Genomic DNA, 19,683 nt, shown 5'->3' with positions numbered 1-19,683 from the left:
AGTGAGATCTGTGGATCCGCTGAAGGCTCTTGCTGACGCGGAGCGCACGCCGTACTGGCTCGACAGTCCGGCGAAACCCGAGCCGCGACCGCGGCTCACCGAGGACACCACCGCCGATCTCGCGGTGGTCGGAGGCGGCTTCTCGGGGCTGTGGACGGCCCTGATGGCCAAGGAACGCGACCCGTCGCTCGACGTGGTCCTGCTCGAAGGGCGCAGGATCGGCTGGGCGGCCACCGGCCGCAACGGCGGCTTCGCGATGGCGACCCTCACCCACGGCATCGCCAACGGGCTGGAACGCTGGCCCGAGGAGGTCCGGACGCTGGAGCACCTGGGCCTGCGCAACCTCGACGAGATCGGCGAGACCGTCGAACGGTACGGCATCGACTGCGGCTACGAGCGCACCGGTGAGCTGCACGTGGCGACCGCGCCCTGGCAGCTGGAGGAGATGCACCGCACCGCCGAGACCGCCCGCGCGATGGGCGTGCGGTTCGACGTGATGGACGCCGGGCAGGTCAGGGCGGAGGTGGATTCGCCCACCTACGTCGGCGGCATGTGGGAGCGCGACGGCTGCGCGATGCTCGACCCCGCGGCCCTGGCGTGGGGGCTGCGGCGGGCCTGTCTGGACAAGGGGGTGCGCATCCACGAGCGCACCCCGGTCCGCCACATGCGGGAGACCCCCTCCGGCATGGAGCTGCTCACCCTGCACGGCACCGTCAGGGCGCGCGCGGTCGCCCTGGGCACCGGCGTCTTCCCGCCGCTGCTGCGGCGGCTGAGGCACTTCCTCGTCCCGGTCTACGACTACGCGCTGGTCACCGAGCCGCTCTCGGCCGAGCAGCTGGCCTCGGTCGGCTGGCGCAACCGGCAGGGCGTCGGCGACTCGGCCAACCAGTTCCACTACTACCGGCTGACCGCCGACGACCGCATCCTGTGGGGCGGCTACGACGCGGTCTACTACAACGGCGGCAGGATGAGGGCGGAGTACGAGCAGCGCGACGCGACCTTCACCACGCTCGCCGCGCACTTCTTCACGACCTTCCCCCAGCTGTCGGGGCTGCGCTTCACCCACCGGTGGGGCGGGGTCATCGACACCTGCAGCCGGTTCAGCGCCTTCTACGGGCGCTCGCACGGCGGGCGCGTCGCCTACGCCGTCGGCTACACCGGCATGGGCGTCGGGGCGACCCGCTTCGGCGCCAACGTCATGCTCGACCTGCTGTCCGGCCGGCAGACCGAGCGGACGCGGTTGCGGATGGTCCGGGAGAAGCCGATCCCGTTCCCGCCCGAGCCGGTCCGCTCGGCCGGGATCCAGATGACCCGCTGGTCGATCGCCCGGGCGGACCTCAACCAGGGCCGCCGCAACCTCTGGCTGCGGACGCTGGACCGGATGGGCCTGGGCTTCGACTCCTGAGCCCCGTCCCGCCGGGTCGCGCCCGGCCCGCGCTCCCGGCTCGCGCCGGGAGCGCGGGCCGGGCAGACTCGGGGGATGACCGAGAGGGTGGAGTTCACCGCCGACGGCGTCACGCTCGTCGGCGACCTGCGGGGCCCGGGAGGGCCGGGGCCGCATCCGGCGCTGGTCCTCACCGGGCCGTTCACCGGCACCCGCGACCAGGTCGCCGGCCGGTACGCCGCCCGGCTGGCCGCGGCGGGATACGTCACGCTGGCCTTCGACCACCGCACCTGGGGCGAGTCCGGCGGGTCGCCCCGCTGCGACGAGGACCCGCAGGGCAAGCTGCGCGACCTGCGGGCCGCCGTCTCGCTGCTGCGGGCCCGGCCCGAGGTGGACGGCGGCAGGATCGGCGCGGTCGGGATCTGCCTGGGCGCGGGCTACGCGCTGAGGTTCGCCGCCTTCGACCCCCGGGTGCGGGTCTTCGCCGGGATCGCCGGGGCCTACAACAACCCCTACACGATGCTCGCCGGGATGTCGCCCGCCGGATACCAGGAGGCGCTGGCCTCCTTCACCGCCGTCCAGGAGCGCCAGGACCGCGGCGGCCCGGTGGAGTACCTCCCGGCCGTCGCGGAGGAGGGCGAGGCGGCGATGCCGGGCGACGAGCCGTTCGCCTACTACGGCACCTCCCGCGGCGCCTCGCCGCACTGGCGCAACGAGGTCACCCGGGCGTCGGTCCGCGAGCTGATCACCATGGACAACATGACCGGCGCCGACTTCCTGGGGCCCCGGCCCGGGCTCATCGTGCACGGCGTCGTCGACCGGTTCTGCCCGCCGGAGGGGGCCGAGGAGGCCTACAAGCGGATGGAGGGCCCCAAGCAGCTCGTCTGGCTGGACACCCGCGTGCACATCGACCTCTACGACGCCGAGCCGTACGTCACCCGGGCCGTCGAGGCGGTGACCTCCTTCCTCGCCGACCACCTCTAGCCGCCCGCGGGGCTCCGGCGGGAGTCCGTCCGCGGGGCCGGGGGCCGCGCGGAACGGACCGCCGAAGGCAGGGGGGTCGTACATCCATCGGTGTACGGCCCGGATGGGTCCGCGCGACGATGCCCGCCGCCGCCGCGGCCGGAATCGTGGAAGGCATGACGAGGACGAGTCAGCGCATCGACGCCCTCGACGTGCTCCGCGGCATCGCGATCATGGGCACGCTGGGCACCAACATCTGGATCTTCACCAGCCCCGCAGGACCGGCGGGGGTCATGGACGCGCTGGGGACGACGGGCGCCCCGGAGACCTTCCTGCGCTTCCTGACCAACGGCAAGTTCCTGGCCCTGCTGACCCTGCTGTTCGGGGTCGGCCTGGAGCTGCAGTACCGCTCGGCGCGGCGGCGGGGCACGCCCTGGCCCGGCTGGTACCTGTGGCGGGCGGCGCTGCTGTTCGCCGAGGGGCTGATCCACTACCTGCTGATCTTCGAGTTCGACGTGCTGATGGGCTACGCCGTGACCTCGGTGATCGTCGCCTACCTGGTCGGCCGGAGCGACCGCGCCGTCCGGTGGTGGATCATCGGGGTGGGATCGGTGCTCACCGCGGTGATCGGCCTGCTCACCGCCGCCCTGCTGGCCGCGCCGGAGCCGCGCGCGGACGGAGCGGCCGGCGCGGGCGGGGCGGACGCGCTGTTCGCCGAGGGGAGCTACGCCGACCAGGTCGCCGCCCGGATCGACTCCTTCGCGGTCTACCGGCTGGAGGCGGTGTTCATCGTCCCGATGGGCATCGTGCTGTTCCTGCTCGGCTCACGGCTGATGCGCGCCGGGGTCTTCGAGGGCTCGGACCGGGGCGCCGCGCTCCGCCGCAGGCTCATGCTCGCCGGGTTCGGCGTCGGCGCGCCGCTGAACCTGCTCACCTCCTTCGCCGGCGAGGAATGGTTCCTGGTGGACCGCTACCTGCTGCCGCCGCTGGTGGCTCTGGGCCTGCTCGCCCTGGTCACGACCGTCGCGCACCGCCTGTCCGGGGCCCCGGGTCCGATGCGGCGCGGCCTGACCGCCGTCGGCCGGACCGCGCTCAGCTGCTACGTGCTGCAGAACCTGGTGGCGTCGGCGCTCTGCTACGGCTGGGGACTCGGCCTGGCCGCGCACCTGGCCGACCAGGGGCCGTGGTGGCCGGTGGCGGCCTGGGCGGGCGTCTGCGCGCTCTTCACCGTCCTGGCCTCGCTCTGGCTGCGCCGCTTCGACCGGGGACCGCTGGAGCTGGTCTGGCAGTGGGCCTACCAGGCCCCGCAGCGGTCCCGGCGCGAACCGGCGCGTGAGGAGCACGGTCCGGAGCGCGAGCGGGCCGTCCGCTGAAGACCCGGACCGCGAACGGGCGGCGCTTCCTCCGCCTCCTGCCGGGCGAGGGCGCGTCCGGCAAGGACGGGTCCCCGGCCGGCAGCTGACCCACCGGCTCCGGGCGCCCGTTCCCCGTACGGCTCCGCGCCGCCTCGAAGACGGTCGGCGCGGAGCCGTACGGCCTCCGCCCGCTCAGGACGCGGCGGGCGGGACGGAGACGGCGACCGTGCCGGAGGTGCCGTCCACGGTGATCTCCTGGCCGGTGACGACCCGCTCGGTCGCGCGGGCCACGCCCACGACCGCCGGGATGCCGTACTCGCGGGCGACCACCGCGCCGTGCGAGTTGGCCCCGCCCATCTCCATCACCAGGCCGCCCGCGGTCAGGAACAGCGGGGTCCAGCCGGGGTCGGTGGACGGGCAGACGAGGATCTCGCCGGGCTCCAGGTGCGCGCCCACCGGATCGAGGACCACCCGGGCGAGGCCGGTGACGTCGCCCGCCGAGGCCGGGGTCCCGGTCAGCGCGCCGTCCGCGGCGACGCCGGCGACCGCCTCCGGCTCGGTCCCGTCGGAGAGCAGCACGCGCGGCACGTGCCGGCGGCGGCGCTCGCGGGCGGCCTCCTCGCGCCGCCCGGCGACGAGCGCGCGCAGCGCCTCCGGTCCGGCGGACGGCGCGGGCCCGGTCGGGGCGGCGGATCCGGTCGGGGCGGCGGATCCGGTCAGGGCGGCGCGGGCCTCCCGCAGGGTCAAGAAGAAGACGTCGTCCGGGGAACCCAGCAGGCCGCGCCCGGCCAGTTCGGCGCCGACGGCGGCCAGCTCCGTGCGGGCCGCGGCCAGGGACGTGACCACCAGGAACTTGGGGAACTCGCGCAGCCCGCCCAGGGCGCGGGCGCGGCCGAGGGCGAAGCGCACCACCCGGCCGCGCAGCCCCCCGACCCGGACCGCCAGGCGCTCCACCGTCGCGGCGGCCTCGGCCGCGCCCCGGGCGAACTGTACGTCGGGGGCCAGGTCCGGGTCGTCCAGCCGCAGGTAGTTGGCCAGCACGCCGATGACGTGCGCCGGATCCTCCGACCAGCGCGGCACCCCGAGGTCGATCTCGGCGACCGCGCGCACGCCGTACGCGCGCAGGAACTCCCGCAGGCCCCCGTCCACCGAGGCGGGCAGCGCCCCCGCGTGGAAGCGCGCGGCGAGCTCGGCGGCGGGGGTGCCCAGGAGCAGGGCGGCCGCCGGGGCGTCCTGGCGGATCCGGGCCGCCAGGCGCCACAGGGCCAGGTCCATCTCGGTGGTCACGTTGCGCGGCAGGCCGCGCAGCACGGTCGGGAGCTCACCGGGGCGGGCGCGCTCACCCAGCAGCCGTACGGCCAGGCCGAACATGGCGAACCCGGCCAGCGGGCCCGGAGCCACCTCCGGGACGAGCCGGAACGTCCAGCGGCTCAGGATCGACTCGGCCCGGTCGAGGCGCTGGAGCGCGGTGGCGTCCGGCGGGGAGGCGAGCGCCGCGCGCAGGGCCGACTCGGTCGCCCGCGCCCGCCGGTGCGCGCTTTCGGGCCGCAGCAGCGCCCGCACGGCGCGCGGCAGGACCCGGTGGCGGCCCGCGACCCGCAGGACCCGGCGGAGGGCGGGGCGCGCGGACCGCCGGGTCACGGTGAACCGGGGGTCGCGGGCCAGCGCCCGCAGGACCACCGCCGACCGGGCCTCCATCACGTCGAGCACCCGGGGGAACAGGGCCCGGCCCACGCGGCTGCGCACGATGCCGGTGACGTCCAGGAAGAGCCGCCCGCCCGCCTCGGCGAACCGCGGCGCCCCGGCCCGCGGGTCGGCCACCGGGTGGCCCAGCACGCCGAGGGCGGCCGACGACATCAGCCGGAACGCCGCCATGCCCATCGGGGTGATCGGCTGGTGGAGGCCCTGGGCGAGGCTGAGGCAGACGTGGATCCGGAGCCCGTCCGGTTCGGGGGAGGCGTCCGCCGCCTCGTCCGGACCGGTGTGCCGGGGGATGGGGTAGAGGGTGGTGACCGGGCGCGACTGGGTCAGCCAGAGGGCGCCGCCCGAGTCGACGGCCCACTCGGTGTCCTGCGGCGCCCCGTAGTGGTCCTCGACCCGGCCGCCCAGCTCGGCCAGGGCCCGGACCTGCTCGTCGGTGAGGCAGAACGCGTTCGCGGTCCTGCTCCCGTTCGCGGTCCTGCTTCCGTCCGCGCTCCCGCCGGCCGCTCCGGCCGCCGGTCGGTGATCCGTCCGGTCGGAGGTCCCTTCCGTCGCGCCGGTCGTCCCGGTGGTCCCGATGGTCGCGGGCGCCGCGGTCTCGACGCGTTCGACGCCGCCGCCCGCCAGCGACCGCACGGCCAGCCGCTTGTCGCCCGCCCGCCGGTCGGTGATCCGCCCGGTCGCGACGTCCACCGTGAAGCGGTCGGGGTTGACCGCGCCGGAGACGACCGCCTCGCCGAGCCCGGGAGCGGCGTCGATCACCGCCGTGCGCCGCCGCCCCGTGACCGGGTCGGCGGTGAACATCACCCCGGCGACCTCGGCCTGCACCATCTCCTGGATCACGACGGCCAGCCGCACGCTCCGGTGGGCGATGCCGTTCGCCGCCCGGTAGGCGACGGCCCGGTCGGTCCAGAGCGAGGCCCAGCAGCGCCGGACCGCGTCCAGCACGGCCTCCGGCCCGACCACGTTCAGGTAGGTGTCCTGCTGCCCGGCGAAGCTGGCGTCCGGGAGGTCCTCGGCGGTGGCGGAGGAGCGGACCGCGACGGGGCCGTGCGCGCTGCGCCGTACGGCGTCGGCCACCTCCTCGGGGACCGGGGCCGAGAGCACGGTCGCGCGGGCGGTGCCGGCCAGCTCCGCCAGGGCCCGGGTGTCGGTGGGGGAGGTCACCTCCAGGGCGTCGACCACGGCCTCCAGCGACCCGGACCGCTCGGTGACCCGGCGGTAGGCCTCGGTGGTCAGGCACACGCCGGACGGGACGGGGAACCCGGCGGTGGTGAGCACGCCGAGGTTGGCCGCCTTGCCGCCGACGAGCGGCAGCATCCCGGCGTCGATCTCCTCGAACTTCAGAACCAGCGGAATCTCCATGGCACGCCTCCTGGGAGCAACGGTAAGCCTGCCCGGCACAATAAATCAACAAGTGATGAAATATGCTCTTTTCGCGGAAGTCGCAGGTCGGCGCGGACCGGCCGGGGGCCGGTGCCCGGCGGGGAGCACGCGCCGAAGGCGTCCGCCGCCGTTCAGGAGCGGTCCGGGAGCGGTCCGGGAAGCCGTTCAGGAGCGGTCCGGCACGCGGCCGACGGTCGCGGGCGATGAGCACAGGATCCGTTTCATGGCATAAAATGACCTCTGATGCGTCGTGAACGCATCCACGTAATGACCGCCCGGCGGCCGCCACCTGAAAGGGGCGGTATCTACCTCGGTCGAAGCCCACCATGACGGTGCGCTCCCGAGCCCGGGCCGCGTCCTCCGTCTGGAATCTCGACGGAGACGTCTCAGTGAAGTCCTACCTCGCGGTGCTCGGCACTCCGGGAGCCTGGCGGTTCCTCGCCCCCGCGCTCGTCGCCCGCCTGCCGTACGCCATGCTGCAGCTCGGCATCCTGCTGCTCGTGGAATGGTCCACCGGCTCCTACGGCGCGGCGGGCATCGCCTCCGCCGCCGCCGCCGTGGCGCAGGCGCTGATCGGCCCGCAGACCGGCCGCCTCGCCGACCGGTACGGCCAGGCGCGGGTGCTCGTCCCCCAGGTGCTGGCGCACGCCGCCGCGCTGGGCGGTCTGCTGGCGCTCGCCGCCGCGCACGCGCCGGGCGCCCTGCTGGTGGCCGTCGCGGCCCTGGCCGGCGGCTCGATGCCGCAGGTCGGCTCCATGGTCCGGACCCGCTGGGCCCACGTGCTCGGCGGTTCGGAGGGGTCGGCGAAGCTGGGCACGGCCTTCGCGCTGGAGTCGATCACCGACGAGCTGACCTTCACCGTCGCCCCGGTGCTGCTGGTGGCCCTGTCGACCGGCTTCTCGCCCGTCTGGGCGCTGCTGGCGGCGCTGGTCATGGTCGTGGCCGGCACCCTGGCGTTCGCCGCGGTCCGCAGGGGAGCCCCCGAGCCGATGCCGGTCCGGGTCCGCTCCCGGCACGGGGTGCTCCGGCTGCGCGGCGTGGCCGTGCTCGCGACCGCGTTCGTCGCGCTCGGCACGGTCTTCGGCAGCCTCCAGGTCGGCATCACCTCGACGACCGCCGCCCTCGGCCAGGCCGGTGCCGCGGGACCCGTCTACGGCACGTTCTCCGCCGCCAGCATGGTCGGCGGCATCCTCTACGGGCTCATCCGCTGGAAGGGCGGGGCCGCGCACCGGCTGGCGGCGGCCGTCGGCCTGCTCTCCGCGGCGACGATCGCGCTGACCTTCGCCGGATCCGTCCCGGTGCTGTACGGCGCGGCGGCCCTGGCCGGGTTCGTCATCGCCCCCGCGGTGATCACCGGCTACACCCTGGTGGAGCAGCTGGTCCCCGCCGAGGTCAGGACCGAGGCGTTCACCTGGCTCAACGGCGCGATCGGCCTGGGCATCGCCACCGGCGCGGCCGTGGCGGGCCAGCTCGTGGACCGCTTCGGCACCGGCTTCGCCTTCCTGGTCCCGCCGGTCACCACCGGCCTGACCGCCCTGCTGCTCCTGGCCTTCCTGCCGCGTCTGGCCCCTGCGGGCGGCGCCGCCCCGGCCAGGGAACTGGTCGCGGCCTCCTGAGGCCGGTCGGCGCGGGACCGCCGGTCGCGTCCGCCCGGCGTCCGCCCGGCGTCCGTCGGGCGCGGTCGGGCGCGGGTGGTGCGGCGTCCGTCGGGCGGCCCGGGAGCGGGGCGTGCGTCAGGCGCGGGCGGTCTGGGCGGCGCGGCGGGCCTCGCGGCGCTCGACGAAGCGCGAGGCGGTGACCTCGGTCCGGGCCAGGAAGTCGGCGAGCTCCTCGCGGGCCTTCTCCCCCTCGGCGTCGAGCCCTCCCATGTCGAAGACGGCCCACTGGCGCAGGACCGGCATGAGCACGTCGTCGAGGTGCAGGCGCAGATCGTAGATGCCGGCATTGGCGATGACGAGGGCCTTGCGGGTGAAGCCCTCGATACCGGTGCCGGGCATCTGGAAGGTGGTGACCACGTCGGTGACGGCGCGCATGGTCTGGCTCGGGGTGAGCTGGAAGGCCGCGTTGAGCAGGTTGCGGTAGAAGAGCATGTGCAGGTTCTCGTCAGCCGCGATCTTGGCGAGCAGGCGCTCGCAGTTCGGGTCCTGCGACGCCTTGCCGGTGTTGCGGTGGGAGATGCGGGTGGCCAGCTCCTGGAAGGAGACGTAGGCCAGGGAGTGCAGCACCCCCTCGTAGGCGTTGGTGAAGCCCTCGCCCATGTGCGTCATCCGGGCCCGCTCCAGGGCGACCGGGTCCACGGCGCGGGTGACCGTCAGGTAGTCGCGGATCGCGGTGCCGTGGCGGCCCTCCTCGGCGGTCCAGCGGTGGACCCAGGTGCCCCAGGCGGCGTCGCGGCCGAAGGTCGTGGCGATCTCGTGGTGGTAGCTGGGGAGGTTGTCCTCGGTCAGCAGGTTCACGATGAGGGAGATGCGGGCCTCCTCGGGGATCGCCGAGTCGGTCGGCGACCAGGGCTCGCCGCCGAACACACCGTCGTAGTCCCTGCCCTCGGACCACGGGATGTACTCGTGCGGGAACCACTCCTTGGCGACCTTGAGGTGCCGGTCCAGCTCGCCGGCGACGACGGGCTCAAGCTCAAGCAGCAGCTCGGTCTGACTGAACTCTCGCATGGGGCTTCTCCCTCGCAGATTACGGAACCGTAACCTACGTTAGCGTAGGTAAAAGTGCGCCCGGTTAGTGTGAACGACCCTATTTATTGACCGATGGTTTGTGGTTTTCCTACTTGTGTTGGAGGACCGCCGCTCCGGGCCCGCGCCCGGCGACGCCTTGACGTCCCGGCGGGCGTCCGGCGGCCTCCGGCGGTCTCCGGCCGGAGGCGTGCCCCGCGGCCAGGAGGACCAGGGTGATCTCGGCCAGCAGCAGCAGGCGCTCGATCAGGCCGTAGTAGTCCGGGCCGCCGACGAGTTCCGCGACCGGGGAGCCCGGGTGCGCGGCCAGGAACGCGGCCAGCAGCGCCACGCAGGCGGCGCTCACCGCGGGCAGGGCGAGCCCGCCGGACCTGCGGCCGAGCAGCCGGCCCGCGCACGGCAGCGCGGTGAACACCACGGCCGCCGACCAGCGGTGGATCTCCCCTGCGATCGAGGTGACCCCCGGCGCGGCGTCGGTGGGGAACACCGCGGTCAGCAGCAGGCCGAGCGCTCCGGCGACGAGCAGCACCCGGGCCGCCGCGCTGCGCGCCGGATCGGTCCGGGCCAGGCCGTACGCGGTCCACAGGCAGGCCGAGGCCAGGGCGAGCGTGCCGGCGACCAGCGCCCAGGCGGTGGCGTCGTGCAGCGCGTAGTCGCTGACCAGGTCGCTCATGGGGTCCACGGCGCCGGCGCCGGCCAGGTGCGCGTAGCCCAGCGCCGCCGCCGCGAGCACGGCCCCGCCCCTGCCGAGGCTCCCGCCGCCGGGGCGTCCGCCCGGAACGCCCCCGCCGGAGCCCTCCTGCCCGCCCGGTCCCGCGCCGGACCGGCGCCGTGCCTCCTGACCGCTCACCGCGCCACCTCCCGGTAGATCTCCTCGAACCGGGCCAGCGAGGCCTCGTGGTCGTGGGTCAGGGCGATCGCGCGGCTCGCCGTCCCCATGGCGGCGCACAGGTCCGGGGACTCCAGCAGCGCGGTCAGGTGGCGGGCCAGCCCGCGGACGTCGCCGGGGCGGTACAGGTGGCCGTTCTCCCCGGGGCGCACCAGGTGCGGCAGGGCCATCGCGTCGGCGGCGACCACCGGCAGCCCGGCGGCCATCGCCTCCAGCGTGGCGATGCTCTGCAGTTCGGCCGTGCCCGGCATGGCGAACACGTCGGCGGCGGCGTAGGCGTCGGGCAGCATGTCGTCGGGGACGAACCCCAGGAAGATGACGTGGTCGCCGACGCCGATGCGCCGTGCCAGCCGCTCCAGCGAGGCCCGCCGCCCACCGGTGCCGGCCAGCGCGACCTGCGCGTCGGTCCCGTTGAGGACGTACGGCAGCGCGCGGATGAGCTCCTCCAGCCGCTTCTCCTCGTCCAGCCTCCCGACGAAGAGCACGGTCCGGCGGTCGGGCAGGTCCAGGGCCTTGCGCGCCCAGGCGCGGGGCTCGGCGCGGGGCCGGAACCGGCTGAGGTCGATGCCGCAGGAGACCGGCTCCACGGGATGGGCGAAGCCCTTGCCGGCGAGCAGCCCGGCCGCGATGCGGGTCGGGGTGGTGATCCGGTCCGCCCGGGAGAAGACCCGGTTGAAGTCGCGCCAGGCGAGGGCGCCCGCCCGCTCCCGGAGCGGGCCGGGGACGTGCGCGAACTGGAAGAGGTTGTCGGGCATGAAGTGGTTGGTGGCGACCACGGGCACGCCCGCCCGGCGGGCGGCCGAGATCGCCGCGCGGCCGACCACGAAGTGCCCCTGGACGTGGACCACGTCGGGGGCGATCGCGGCGACCAGCGGGTCGAGCCTGGCCGGCACCGAGATCCGCATGGTCGGGTGGACGAGCACCGGCGCCGAGCGCAGCCGGTGCACGGTGACCCCGTCGACGTGCTCGGTCCGGGCCGTGCCGGTCTCCGAGGCGCAGACCACGTGCACGTCGTTGCCCCGCCGGGCCAGACCCCGGGCCAGCCGGTGGGTGAAGTAGGCGGCGCCGTTCACGTCGGGCGGATAGGTGTCGGTGCCGATGAGGACCCGGCACGGCCGGGCGCCGGGGGACCCGGGCGCCGCGGCGGGTCCGGCGGCGGGCACGGCAACGGGCACTGCGGCGGATTCGGCGGCGGATCCGGCGGCGGGCGCGGAGGGAGAGGGCCTGGAGGGGGACATGACCATGGGGGGAGACTCCGTTCATCGGGGTTCAGGCGGATCGGGCCTGTCGAGGAGGGGTTCGCGATGATTCGGTCGGGCTTGCGGGTGCATTCGGTCCGGCGGAGGTCATCGGGCCGTCAGATCGGGCGCGGGGGACATCGGCGTGGTCCGGGCCAGGGCGACGGTCCCGGCGGCGGCGAGCGCCCCGGCCGCCAGGGCGACGAGCGTGCTCGCCGCCCCGGTGGGCAGGGGCTCGCCCAGCAGGAGGGCACCGAAGGCGACGGCGGTGAGCGGGTCGGTCACCTGCAGCGCGGCGAACGCGACGCCGAAGTGGCCGACGGCGTAGGCGCGCTGCAGCAGGACGAGGGCGAGCAGGGCGGGCACCGGGACGGCCGCCAGGAACCACGGCTCCCAGTTGCCGTCGACCAGGACCCGGGCGAGCGTGGCGGTCGCGCCGTACAGCACGCCCGCCCCGGTGGCGAACAGCGCGGCCCGCGCGGCGGGGGAGGACCGCCGGCCGGCGGCCCACAGCACCAGCGAGACGGCGGCCGCGCCCCCGAGCAGGACCGCCGCCTCCCCGGTGCCGAGGTACGGCGAGCCGGCGTGCTCGGGCACCACCAGGACCAGGCCCATCAGCCCGATCGCGATCACCGCTGCGGAGGCCAGCTCGGCGGGCCGGGGCCTGCGGTGCCGCAGCGCGGCGGCGCAGGGCAGGGCGAACAGGAGGCTGGCCACGCCCATCGGCTGGACCACCGTGAGCGGGCCGTACTTCAGTGCGACGATGTGCAGGGCCGTACCCGCGCCGATCGCGAGACCGCCGAGCAGCCACCGGGGACGGCGCAGCAGGCGGCGGAGCGCGGGACCGGACGCGCGGGCCGCCTCGAACTGCTGCAGCGCCGCGCCCAGCGCGAAGAACAGCGATCCCGCCAGTGCCAGTCCGGCTGCGAGCACAGTCATGCGCACTCCTCCCAGAGCAGATCAAGACATGGCGAGATGACCGTGACGTCTCGTGGAGGCGTCCGGACGAGGTCTTCCGGTGAACCACTGGCAGCGTCCCGCGGCCGGGGACGCCGGCACCATGGGGGATCTCCCTGAGTTCCACGGGAGATCCCTGAGATCCGCCCCGAAGGGGACGAGGGACCGCCGGGCCGTCACGGGACCGCCGGGCCGTCACGCGGCCCGGCGGAGGCCGGTCGGTCGGAGGCGGGTCAGTCGGAGGCGGCGAGGGCCGGTTCGGACCGGTGGGCCTCCTTCCGGGAGCCGGCCCGGCGGTGCCGCAGGTACCGGACCGCCTCGACGACCACGGTGATCGTCACGGCGATGCCGAGACCGAGCAGCAGGCCCCTGAGCGGGTCGTGTTCGAAGGCGGCGCCGCCCACGTAGCCGATCAGGCCGGAGTAGACGGCCCAGGAGACGGCGGCGACCGCGTCGAAGAGCGCGAAGGAGCGGCGGGGGTAGGCCACCGCGCCCATGGTCAGGGTGCAGGCCGTCCGGCCGCCGGGGATGTAGCGGGCGACCACCAGGACGAGTCCGCCCCGCTCGGCCAGCGCCCGCTCCGCCCAGGCGAAGGCCTTGCCCGTCCGCCTGCCGCCGCGCAGGCGGCCGTTGGCGGTCCGGCCGATGACGTAGGAGACGTGGTCGCCGACGAAGGCGCCCAGCGCCCCCACCGCGATCACCGGGGCCAGGTCGGGCGCGCCGGTCGAGGCGGCGAACACGCCCGCCGTGATGAGGGACGTCTCGGCGGGCACGATCGGGAAGAACCCGTCGAGCACCGCCAGCGCGAACAGCACCAGATAGATCCAGGGCGAGGCCATCGCCTGCTGGACCGCGTCGAGGATGGCTTGGGTCACGACGAAGCTCCATGGGTCGGGGGATCTGCCAGGGCACACTGACGGCCCGCGGCCCCGCAGGCAACCGGGGCGATCCCTGAACCGGCGGCGCGGCGCCCCTGAGATCCCTCAGGGGTCCGTCGTGGCGACGGTATGGATTCTGCCGGTTCCTCCGGCTCGGCGGCATCGCACGAACGGCCCCCCGGCACCCCCGACCTTCGTCAGGGGAGGCCCGGCACCTCCGGGGGTACAGGCGCGATCGGCGCGCCTGTACCGTCGCAGGGTGACGATCCCCCCACGGGTCCGGCGGGACCTGCCGCTCTGGGCGGTCCTGTGCGCTCCGCTGCTCGCGTCCCCGCCGTTCATCGCCTGGTGGGAGGCCTCGGACGGCTGGGCGCGGGGGGTCTCGGCGGGCGCGGTGATCCTGGCGGTCGCGGTGCTCGCCCGCCGCCGGGCCCCGCTCGCCGCGGCGCTGGCGGTTCTGGCCGCGGGCTCGCTGGACCTCGGGTACGGGGTGGCCACCGCGCGGCTCTCGTGGATCGGCGAGACGGTGAGGCTGGGCCCGCTGAACGGGTTCACCCTCGCGATCGCGGCCTTCAGCTTCCGGGTCGGCCGCCGGACGGCCCGCGCCCGCCCCGCCGCGCTGGCCTACTCCGCGATCCTGGGCACGGGAGCCCTGTGCGCCCTGGCCGTCTCCTGCGGGCCGGAGCCCGACCCCTCGGTCTCCGGATTCTGGCTCCCCGCCCTGTCCGGCGTGCTGTTCAGCGCGGTCCTGCCCTGGTCGGCCGGCCTGCTGCTGCGCCAGCGCGCCGAGGCGCACGACCGGGAACGGCGCCTGGTGGCCGGCCAGGTCCGGCTCCGCGAGCGCAACCGGATCGCCCAGGACATGCACGATTCGATCGGCCACGACCTGGCGCTGATCGCCCTGCGGGCCGCCGCCCTGGAGATGGCGCCCGACCTGGACGAACGGCACCGCCGGGCGGCGGGGGAGCTGCGGGCCGCCGCCGCCGACACCACCGAGCGCCTCCGCCGGGTCATCGGCGTCCTGCGCGAGGAGGGCGAGGCGCCGCTGGCCCCGGCCGCCGAGAGCGTCGCCGGGATCGTGGACCGGGCGCGGGATTCGGGCATGCGAGTGGAACTGCGCGGTGACGGCGGGCTCCGCGACCGCACGGCCTGCCGGATCGTCCAGGAGGCGCTGACCAACGTCGCCAAGCACGCGCCCGGCGCCCCGGTGGCGGTCGAGGCGGCCGCCGGGCCCGGCGGGATCGAGCTGACCGTGACCAACCCCGCGCCCGGCGGCGCGACGGCCCCGGCCGCACGCCCGTCCGGCGGCGGGCTGGGCCTGATGGGGCTGCGCGAGCGCGTACGGCTCGCGGGCGGCACGTTCGAGGCGGCCCCGCATGCGGGCGGCTTCCGGATCGCCGCGCGATTCCCCGGGGAGGACGCCGCCGCGGCATGCCCTCCGGAGGGGAGCGCGGGGACGGATCTCCACGGAACGGACCTCGGCGAGCAGAGCAGCCGTGAGAAGAGCGCCCGAGAGGAGAACCGAGCACGATGATCAAGGTGGTGCTGGCCGACGACGAGGCCATGATCCGGGCGGGGGTGCGGGCCATCCTGACCGCCGACCCGGAGATCGAGGTGGTCGCCGAGGCGGGCGACGGGAGGGCGGCGGTCGACCTGGTGCTCGCGCACCGCCCCGACGTCGCCCTGCTCGACATCCGGATGCCCCGCCTGGACGGGCTGGCGGCCGCCGAGGAGCTGCGCCGGGTCGCGCCGGAGACGGCCGTGCTGATGCTGACCACGTTCGGCGAGGACGAGTACATCGCCCGGGCGCTGAGCGGGGGCGCCGCGGGGTTCCTGCTCAAGGCGGGGGACCCGCGCGAGCTGCTGGCCGGGATCCGCGCCGCCGCGGAGGGCGCGGCCTACCTCTCGCCGCGGATCGCCCGCCGGGTCATCGCCGAGCTCGCCGGCGGCCGGCTGGCCCGGGCGGCGGCGGCCCGTGACCGGATCGACGGGCTCACCCCCCGCGAGCGGGAGGTGCTGACGCTGCTCGGTGCGGGCCTGTCCAACGCGCAGATCGCCCGTCGGCTCCACCTGGTGGAGGGGACGGTGAAGGCCCACGTGAGCGCGATCCTCACCCGGCTGGGCGCCCGGAACCGGGTCCAGGCGGCGATCCGGGCCTACGAGGCGGGACTGCTCGACCCGGAGATGAGCGGCTGACCGGACGCGTCAGGCGGCGAGGACCGGGTCGTGGTGGAGGCGGCGCAGCACCCGGCGGAAGGCGCAGACGGAGACGACCGCGGCCAGGCCGGTGATCACGGCGACCGCCGTGGTGCGGATCAGCAGGTAGGGGCCGACCAGCAGCTGGCTGCCGACCGACTGCTGGATCAGCAGCCAGATGCTCACCGTGGAGTTGGCCAGCAGGACGAAGGCCCACAGCAGGGTGATCCGGGCGAAGAACCGGCGGACCCGCTCGTGTTTCAGCACCACCGCGGGCAGGTGGACGTAGTCGAGCGTGAGCTTCTGCGCCAGCGGCCGGCGGAGCCGCACCGAGGCGAGGAAGACCATGCTGAGGCAGATCGTGCCCAGTTCGGGCTGGAGGAAGTAGAACTGCGCCCCGCCGAACCAGAGGCTGACCAACACGCGCAGGGTGATCGCCAGGGAGGCGAGGTACATCGTCGCGGGCACCGGGACCCGTCGCACCAGCCGCCAGCCCACCCCCGCGTACACCCAGGTCATCGCCGCCGCCATCCCGCCGACCTCGCCGAGCAGGGCGAAGGCGGTGTAGAAGACGGCGAGGGGGGCGACGACGCCCTCCAGCAGGCGCGGCACCGCCTGCCGCAGCAGCGCGGTGAGGCGGGGCAGGGTGACGGGTGAGTGGTTCATCACACTCCACGGAAAGGCGGAATGACGACACCGGCAGGACCGGTGCCTACCCCGGCACCTGACTGCCAGACATGCCGGGAATGTCACATGGGCTTACGGAAGGGTCACTTCCGTGTGGATCGGCGACTCACGCTACCCGACGGCCGCGAGTGCAAAGGAGGCAATGAGGCAACCATGCCCGATGGGTGACGGTTCCGGGACGGGCGCTTTTCCGGAGGAGGGAGGTCTCCGCCCGCACCCGGCCGCGGGACCGGGGACCGGCGCGGGTCGGCCGGGCGGCGCGGGTCAGCCGAGCGACGCGGGTCGGCCGGGCGGCGCGGGTCGGCCGGGCGGCGCGGGTCAGCCGAGCGACGCGGTGGCCAGCCTCGCGCCGAAGCCGACGAACAGGATGCCCGCGGTGGCGGTGAGGAGCGCGGCCAGCCGGCGGCGCCGCCGGAACTGCGCGGCGAGGTAGGTGCCGCCGAAGATCAGCGCGGTCAGGTAGAGCATGCTGAAGATCTGCAGGATGGCGCCGAGGATCAGGAACGACAGGGCGGGACGGGAGTAGGCGGGGTCCACGAACTGGATGAAGAAGGAGATGAAGAAGAGGATCGCCTTCGGGTTGAGCAGGCTGACCAGGAGCGCCCTGCGGAACGGGTCGGTCTCCCTCCCCGTCTCCCTGCCCGTCTCCGCCACCGCCCGCGCGGCCTCCTCGGCCCGCACGTCCTGCGGGGCCCGCCGCGACCGCCAGGCGCCGCGCAGCATCTGCAGGCCCATCCACGCCAGGTAGGCCGCGCCCGCGTACTTGACGGCGGTGAACAGCAGCGGCGTCGTCGTCAGCACCGAGGCGGCCCCGGCCGCGGCGAGGGCCATCAGGACCGTGTCGCCCACGAACACCCCGGCCGCGCCCCGGTAGCCGCGCGCCACCCCGTGCCGGGCGGCGGTGGCCAGGACGTACAGGGAGTTCGGGCCGGGCAGCAGGACGATGAAGAACGCACCGGCGACGTAGGTCCACAGGTCGGTGATGCCGAAGAACATATGCGGTGCTCCTGGGGTGAAGCGGAAGGCCTCATCACCGTACTCCCACCAGGCCGCTCACCGGTCCGATGCCCTGCCCGCGGGCCCCGTGCGCGGGGCGCGGGAGGGGTCGCCGGCGCGAGCGGTCCGGCACGGGAAAACCGCTTTCTTTGGGTCTTGTGGAGGCCCGTTGTCAAGGCTACGATCACCACAACTCTTAGGAAACTTTCCTAAAAGAAGAATCGAATGGGAGTGGCCGTGACCCGTTCGCACCCCCCTTGACCCTCGTCCACCTGCGTAAATCCGGTCTCCGGAGTCGCGGTCCCCGTCTGCCCGCCAGGTCGATCCGCCGCATCGCCCCGGCCTGGCCGCGGTGGGGGCGACCGCGGCGCACCCCTGCCCCTGACACGACCTGACAAGCGGGAAAACCTCCCCGGCCGCCGCCGACGCCGACCGGGTCCGCGCCGGCCGGGTCCGCGCCGACCGGGGTCCGCGTCGGCGCGGACCCAGCCGCACCGTCACCCGGAACCACGGCCCGCACCCCGCCCTCCTGCATCCGCGGGCGCGGGCCCTCCCCGCCGTACGGCTCGCGCCCCGCCCTCCCCGACCCCCGACCGGGGATCCCCGGCGGGGCGCAAGCCGTACGGTCGCCTCCCGCCGGGCCGGGCAACCGGAACGCCTCGGACGACGGGAACCTCTCCACGACCGTCAAGCCGCATCCCGCGACCCTCCCCCAGGAAGGCCCATGAGACGACGACGCACCCCCCTGGTCCTGCTCGCCGCCGTGGCGACGGCCTCCGCCGCGCTCACCGCCGGCGCCGCCACCGCGAACTCCGCCACCGCCGCCGTCCCGGCGGACACCGCCCTCCGAAGGAGCGCCGTGTCCGCCGCCGCTCCGTGGCAGGCGTGGACGGCCTACGCCACCGGCGCCCGGGTGACCTACGGCGGCGCCGACTACGAGGCGGTCCAGGGCCACACCTCCCAGCCCGGCTGGGAGCCGCCGAACGTCCCCGCGCTGTGGAGGCGCGTCACCGGCGGCGACCCCACCCCGCAGCCCGGCGTGCCCGGCGCCCCCGCGAACCTCCACTCGACCGGGAAGACCGGGAACTCGATCTCCCTGGCGTGGAACGCCTCGTCCGGCACCGTGTCCGGCTACCGGGTCTACGAGGGCGGCGCCCAGCGCGCCCAGACCGCCGGGACCGGCGCCACGGTCTCCGGCCTGGGCGCGTGCACCACGCACACCTACACGGTCAAGGCCTACAACGCCCAGGGCGAGTCGGCCGCGAGCGGTCCGGTCACCGTCACCACCGACGGCTGCGTCGACCCGCAGCCCGGCGGGAGGATGCCCGGCGCGCCGTACCTCTACATGGGCTGGGGCAACCCGCCCAGCCCCGCCGCGGTGATGAGCGCCACCGGCGTCACGTCCTTCACCATGGCGTTCATCCTGTCCAGCGGCGGCTGCACCCCCGCCTGGGACGGCAACCGGCCGCTGACCGGCGGCGCCGACGCGCAGGCGATCTCGCAGATCAAGGCCGCGGGCGGCAGCGTGCAGATCTCCTTCGGCGGCTGGCAGGGCAACAAGCTCGGCCCGAACTGCGCCACCCCGCAGGCCTTCGCCGGCGCCGTGCAGCAGGTCATCGACGCCGTCGGCCCGGCCGTGGTCGACTTCGACATCGAGAACACCGACGAGTTCGAGAACCACACCGTCCAGGACCGCATCCTCAACGGCCTGAAGATCGTCAAGCAGAACAACCCGAACGTCAAGGTCGTGGTGACCTTCGGCACCACCACCACCGGCCCGAACACGCACGGCCTGCGCCTGATCAACCAGGCCAGGGCGCTGAACGTGCCGATCGACAACTACACGATCATGCCGTTCGACTTCGGCGCCTCCGACATCTACCGCGACACCGTCAACGCGGCCGAGGGCCTGAAGAACGCGCTCAAGGCCGCCCACGGCTGGAGCGACGCGCAGGCCTACGCCCGCATGGGCATCTCCGGCATGAACGGCCTGTCCGACCAGCAGGAGCTGACCACCCCCGCCACCTGGCGGCAGATCACCGACTGGGCGAAGTCCAAGGGCCTCACCCGGCTGGCCTACTGGTCGGTCAACCGCGACCGCGGCTGCCCCGGCGGCGGCGTGACCTCCAACTGCAGCGGCATCTCCCAGGCCGACTGGGAGTTCACCCGGATCACCGCCGGCTTCTAGCGGACGCGGGGCCGCACCCCGGGTGCGGCCCCGCGTCCGGGAGCGCGGGCCGCGGCCCCGCGGCCCCGTGTCCCGTGTCCCGTGTCCCGCGTCCCGCGGGCCGCGGGCCGGAGGGCGGCCCCGCCCGCCGTCCGCCCGATGAGCCCCTCGCCGCCGGGGAAGACGGATCCCCGGCGGCGAG

15 protein-coding genes are annotated in these 19,683 nt (G+C 75.0%); 7 read left to right on the top strand and 8 right to left on the bottom strand.

Going from position 1 to position 19,683, the window contains the following annotated elements:
- The first annotated feature begins 10 nt into the window (after positions 1–10).
- The 3 genes from HS045_RS01285 (at position 11) to HS045_RS01275 (ending at position 3,720) form a co-directional block, all read left to right on the top strand.
- Positions 11–1,405: an FAD-binding oxidoreductase gene (locus HS045_RS01285; protein WP_196450986.1), complete on the top strand. Its 1,395-nt coding sequence runs from the start codon at positions 11–13 to the stop codon at positions 1,403–1,405.
- A 75-nt stretch (positions 1,406–1,480) separates the two neighbouring features.
- Positions 1,481–2,368: an alpha/beta hydrolase gene (locus HS045_RS01280; RefSeq protein WP_196449339.1), complete on the top strand. Its 888-nt coding sequence runs from the start codon at positions 1,481–1,483 to the stop codon at positions 2,366–2,368.
- Between the two features lie 155 nt (positions 2,369–2,523).
- Positions 2,524–3,720, top strand: coding sequence for a DUF418 domain-containing protein (locus HS045_RS01275; protein ID WP_196449338.1), 1,197 nt, complete (start codon positions 2,524–2,526; stop codon positions 3,718–3,720).
- A gap of 174 nt (positions 3,721–3,894) precedes the next feature.
- Here HS045_RS01275 and HS045_RS01270 read toward each other — a convergent pair whose 3' ends face one another.
- The gene (locus HS045_RS01270) at positions 3,895–6,768 is read right to left on the bottom strand and encodes a PEP/pyruvate-binding domain-containing protein (RefSeq protein WP_196449337.1); all 2,874 of its coding nucleotides are present in this window, start codon (positions 6,766–6,768) and stop codon (positions 3,895–3,897) included.
- 410 nt (positions 6,769–7,178) lie between these two features.
- On the opposite strand from HS045_RS01270, the gene HS045_RS01265 reads away from it, so the two are divergent.
- On the top strand, positions 7,179–8,405 hold the full coding sequence (locus tag HS045_RS01265) for an MFS transporter (protein WP_196449336.1): 1,227 nt from the start codon (positions 7,179–7,181) through the stop codon (positions 8,403–8,405).
- A gap of 117 nt (positions 8,406–8,522) precedes the next feature.
- On the opposite strand, the gene HS045_RS01260 is transcribed toward HS045_RS01265, so the two are convergent.
- From HS045_RS01260 to HS045_RS01240, 5 genes are all read right to left on the bottom strand, one after another.
- Positions 8,523–9,455, bottom strand: a complete 933-nt coding sequence (locus tag HS045_RS01260; RefSeq protein WP_196449335.1) for an acyl-ACP desaturase — start codon at positions 9,453–9,455, stop codon at positions 8,523–8,525.
- 109 nt (positions 9,456–9,564) lie between these two features.
- Positions 9,565–10,323 (bottom strand): DUF998 domain-containing protein, encoded by a 759-nt coding sequence (locus tag HS045_RS01255; protein ID WP_196449334.1) that lies wholly within the window; start codon positions 10,321–10,323, stop codon positions 9,565–9,567.
- Positions 10,320–11,537, bottom strand: coding sequence for a glycosyltransferase (locus tag HS045_RS01250; protein WP_307827339.1), 1,218 nt, complete (start codon positions 11,535–11,537; stop codon positions 10,320–10,322). Before HS045_RS01250 ends, HS045_RS01255 begins: the two co-directional genes overlap by 4 nt.
- 171 nt (positions 11,538–11,708) lie before the next feature.
- A complete protein-coding gene (locus tag HS045_RS01245; protein WP_196449333.1) occupies positions 11,709–12,539 on the bottom strand; it encodes a DMT family transporter in 831 nt (276 codons plus the stop codon).
- Between the two features lie 251 nt (positions 12,540–12,790).
- Positions 12,791–13,432, bottom strand: a complete 642-nt coding sequence (locus tag HS045_RS01240; RefSeq protein WP_196449332.1) for a DedA family protein — start codon at positions 13,430–13,432, stop codon at positions 12,791–12,793.
- Positions 13,433–13,694: 262 nt separating this feature from the next.
- Here HS045_RS01240 and HS045_RS35250 point away from each other — a divergent pair, with 262 nt between their 5' ends.
- Together HS045_RS35250 and HS045_RS01230 are read left to right on the top strand one after the other, a co-directional pair.
- Positions 13,695–14,969: a sensor histidine kinase gene (locus tag HS045_RS35250; RefSeq protein ID WP_196449331.1), complete on the top strand. Its 1,275-nt coding sequence runs from the start codon at positions 13,695–13,697 to the stop codon at positions 14,967–14,969.
- Positions 14,966–15,631 carry a response regulator transcription factor gene (locus tag HS045_RS01230; RefSeq protein ID WP_196449330.1) on the top strand — a complete coding sequence of 222 codons (666 nt, stop codon included), beginning with the start codon at positions 14,966–14,968 and terminating at the stop codon, positions 15,629–15,631. The genes HS045_RS35250 and HS045_RS01230 overlap by 4 nt, the downstream gene beginning before the upstream one ends.
- Before the next feature lie 9 nt (positions 15,632–15,640).
- Here the strand turns inward: HS045_RS01230 and HS045_RS01225 are convergent, their stop codons facing one another.
- Both HS045_RS01225 and leuE read right to left on the bottom strand, forming a co-directional pair.
- A complete protein-coding gene (locus tag HS045_RS01225) occupies positions 15,641–16,297 on the bottom strand; it encodes a VC0807 family protein (RefSeq protein WP_196449329.1) in 657 nt (218 codons plus the stop codon).
- Between the two features lie 339 nt (positions 16,298–16,636).
- Positions 16,637–17,314 (bottom strand): leucine efflux protein LeuE, encoded by a 678-nt coding sequence (leuE, locus tag HS045_RS01220; protein WP_196449328.1) that lies wholly within the window; start codon positions 17,312–17,314, stop codon positions 16,637–16,639.
- 724 nt (positions 17,315–18,038) lie between these two features.
- Here leuE and HS045_RS01215 point away from each other — a divergent pair.
- Positions 18,039–19,502 carry a carbohydrate-binding protein gene (locus HS045_RS01215; protein WP_196449327.1) on the top strand — a complete coding sequence of 488 codons (1,464 nt, stop codon included), beginning with the start codon at positions 18,039–18,041 and terminating at the stop codon, positions 19,500–19,502.
- The last annotated feature ends 181 nt before the right edge of the window (positions 19,503–19,683 follow it).

The sequence above is a fragment of the Planomonospora sp. ID82291 genome (assembly GCF_015711645.1).
Taxonomy (GTDB): Bacteria; Actinomycetota; Actinomycetes; order Streptosporangiales; family Streptosporangiaceae; genus Planomonospora.
Note: the sequence above shows the minus strand (reverse complement) of the source record. Positions and strands in the feature narration are given on the sequence as shown.

What these genes read in the sequence shown, in the direction of transcription:
- HS045_RS01275 (WP_196449338.1), top strand. Translation starts at nt 2,524, where the DNA reads ATGACGAGGACGAGTCAGCGCATCGACGCCCTCGACGTGCTCCGCGGC.
- HS045_RS01270 (WP_196449337.1), bottom strand. Translation starts at nt 6,768, where the DNA reads ATGGAGATTCCGCTGGTTCTGAAGTTCGAGGAGATCGACGCCGGGATG.
- leuE (WP_196449328.1), bottom strand. Translation starts at nt 17,314, where the DNA reads ATGTTCTTCGGCATCACCGACCTGTGGACCTACGTCGCCGGTGCGTTC.
- HS045_RS01230 (WP_196449330.1), top strand. Translation starts at nt 14,966, where the DNA reads ATGATCAAGGTGGTGCTGGCCGACGACGAGGCCATGATCCGGGCGGGG.
- HS045_RS01225 (WP_196449329.1), bottom strand. Translation starts at nt 16,297, where the DNA reads ATGAACCACTCACCCGTCACCCTGCCCCGCCTCACCGCGCTGCTGCGG.
- HS045_RS01260 (WP_196449335.1), bottom strand. Translation starts at nt 9,455, where the DNA reads ATGCGAGAGTTCAGTCAGACCGAGCTGCTGCTTGAGCTTGAGCCCGTC.
- HS045_RS01280 (WP_196449339.1), top strand. Translation starts at nt 1,481, where the DNA reads ATGACCGAGAGGGTGGAGTTCACCGCCGACGGCGTCACGCTCGTCGGC.
- HS045_RS01215 (WP_196449327.1), top strand. Translation starts at nt 18,039, where the DNA reads ATGAGACGACGACGCACCCCCCTGGTCCTGCTCGCCGCCGTGGCGACG.
- HS045_RS01245 (WP_196449333.1), bottom strand. Translation starts at nt 12,539, where the DNA reads ATGACTGTGCTCGCAGCCGGACTGGCACTGGCGGGATCGCTGTTCTTC.